Here is a 2,060-nt window from a genome sequence, read left to right as displayed (position 1 = left end):
TCATCCGTACCTCCGTCGATCACGGCACTGCCCTGGAGCTGGCTGGATCGGGACAGGCAGAGGCCGGCAGTATCAAAACGGCGCTTGATCTCGCCATCGACATGATAAAACATCGTAATGAATAACTGTGTTCATCAGTGCCATATGGCGCGCAAGCGTTTTGGCCAAAACTTTTTGCACGATAGCTCAATTATTGATGCTATTGTTGCTGCCATTCATCCTGAGCCCAGCCAGGCAATAGTGGAAATTGGTCCCGGCCTGGGCGCCCTGACAAAGCCGGTGGCGGAGCGTGTCGATGCCATGACTATTATCGAGCTTGATTATGATTTGGCAGCTCGCTTAGCCAGTTATCCTTTTTTTCAGTCCAAGCTAAACATCGTGCAGCAGGACGCTATAACGGTGGATTTCTCTGCGCTGTCCGCCGAACGGGGCCAGCCGCTGCGAATATTCGGCAATCTGCCCTACAATATTTCTACGCCGCTTATGTTCCACCTTTTCAACTATACTTATGCCATTCGCGATATGCACTTTATGCTGCAAAAAGAGGTAGTCAACCGACTGGTAGCTGGCCCGAACAGCAAGGCCTACGGCCGTTTGAGCGTGATGACGCAGTACTACTGCAACATCATCCCGATACTAGAAGTGCCGCCAGCCTCGTTTCGGCCTGCACCGAAAGTGGATTCAGTGGTAGTGCGGCTGGTGCCCTATGCTACGCTGCCGTTCCCGGTCCGCGATTTGAGTAAACTGGCTACGTTGACCAGCCTGGCATTCAACCAGCGCCGCAAGACGCTACGCAATAGCTTGGGCAGTCTTTTTAGTGCGCAACAGCTGGCGGAACAGGGTATCGACGCGGCGCTGCGTGCGGAAAATTTGAGCGTTGAGTATTACTGCCAGTTAGCTAACGTGCTAGCGGAGCGCCCCGTTTCACAAGACTAACAGGAGTGCTTTGATGATTAACTCGCCCCGTGTCTGCGTTCAGGTTCAGAGCATGTACATAGAGACACAGTCTCAGCCGGAAAAGGATCGTTACGTTTTCGCCTATACCATCACACTACGCAATTTAGGACGGCATCCTGTGCAGCTGATAGGGCGTTATTGGCTTATCACCAACGCCAATGGCCAGGAGATCGAGGTCCAGGGCGAAGGGGTGGTGGGAGAAAAACCGCGCATCCTTCCCGGCGGCGAGTTTCAATATACCAGCGGTGCAGTGTTGGAAACCCCACTCGGCACCATGCAAGGCCATTACAATATGGTCGATGATCAGGGACAAGATTTTCACGTTATGATCCCTGTCTTCCGCCTGGCAATTCCTTCTCTTATAAACTAATTATGTCGACTTATTTAATAGGTGATATTCACGGCTGCTTCGACGAGCTGAAAATCCTATTGGCGCAGGTTGAGTTTAATCCGGTGCTAGACACCCTGTGGCTGACCGGCGATCTGGTCGCACGCGGCCTCGGTTCGCTAGAGGTACTGCGCCTGGTGCATAGTTTGGGCGATAGCGTACGTATTGTGTTAGGCAATCACGAACTGAATTTATTGGCGGTCTATGCCGGTATCAGTTGCAATAAGCCGAATGATCGAATTACACCGCTTCTGGAAGCGCCGGACGCCGATAAATTAATCAATTGGTTGCGCCGTCAGCCGGTACTGCAGGTGGATGAGGAGAAAAAATTACTGATGGTCCACGCCGGCATCACACCGCAGTGGGATATCGCGACGGCGCGCCAGTGTGCACGGGAGGTGGAGGCAGCGCTCAGTAGCGACAGCTATCCGCTGTTCCTCGACGCCATGTACGGCGATCTGCCTAACAACTGGAGTTCGGAGTTGAGAGGTTTGGCGCGTTTGCGGTTCAGTACCAACGTATTCACCCGCATGCGCTACTGCTTTTCCAACGGCCAGTTGGAAATGAACTGTAAGGATATACCGGAGAAAGCACCGCCGTTGCTACAGCCCTGGTTTGCAATACCGGGACCGGTGCCCAAGTGCTATAGCATCGTTTTCGGCCACTGGGCTTCGTTAAGGGGCCAGGGAACACCGGCGCATATCTATGGGCTCGA

The 2,060-nt window shown here is 53.2% G+C and carries 4 protein-coding genes; all 4 read left to right on the top strand.

The genetic code is table 11. The features are described 5' to 3' along the window. The first annotated feature begins 2 nt into the window (after positions 1 to 2). Complete coding sequence (locus BG74_RS10020; protein ID WP_439895627.1) at positions 3 to 125, top strand: 4-hydroxythreonine-4-phosphate dehydrogenase PdxA; 123 nt, start codon at positions 3 to 5, stop codon at positions 123 to 125. Then, positions 118 to 936, top strand: a complete 819-nt coding sequence (rsmA, locus tag BG74_RS01480) for a 16S rRNA (adenine(1518)-N(6)/adenine(1519)-N(6))-dimethyltransferase RsmA (protein ID WP_066596072.1) — start codon at positions 118 to 120, stop codon at positions 934 to 936. The genes BG74_RS10020 and rsmA overlap by 8 nt, the downstream gene beginning before the upstream one ends. Positions 937 to 949: 13 nt before the next feature. Next, the gene (gene apaG / locus BG74_RS01475; RefSeq protein ID WP_066596070.1) at positions 950 to 1,327 is read left to right on the top strand and encodes a Co2+/Mg2+ efflux facilitator ApaG/CorD; all 378 of its coding nucleotides are present in this window, start codon (positions 950 to 952) and stop codon (positions 1,325 to 1,327) included. A gap of 2 nt (positions 1,328 to 1,329) precedes the next feature. Continuing rightward, positions 1,330 to 2,060 (top strand): bis(5'-nucleosyl)-tetraphosphatase (symmetrical) ApaH (gene apaH, locus BG74_RS01470; RefSeq protein ID WP_073961028.1); only part of this gene is annotated, 731 nt, incomplete at its 3' end.

Source organism: Sodalis-like endosymbiont of Proechinophthirus fluctus (assembly GCF_001602625.1).
Lineage (GTDB): Bacteria > Pseudomonadota > Gammaproteobacteria > Enterobacterales > Enterobacteriaceae.
This window is presented reverse-complemented; position numbering and strand designations above follow the sequence as displayed.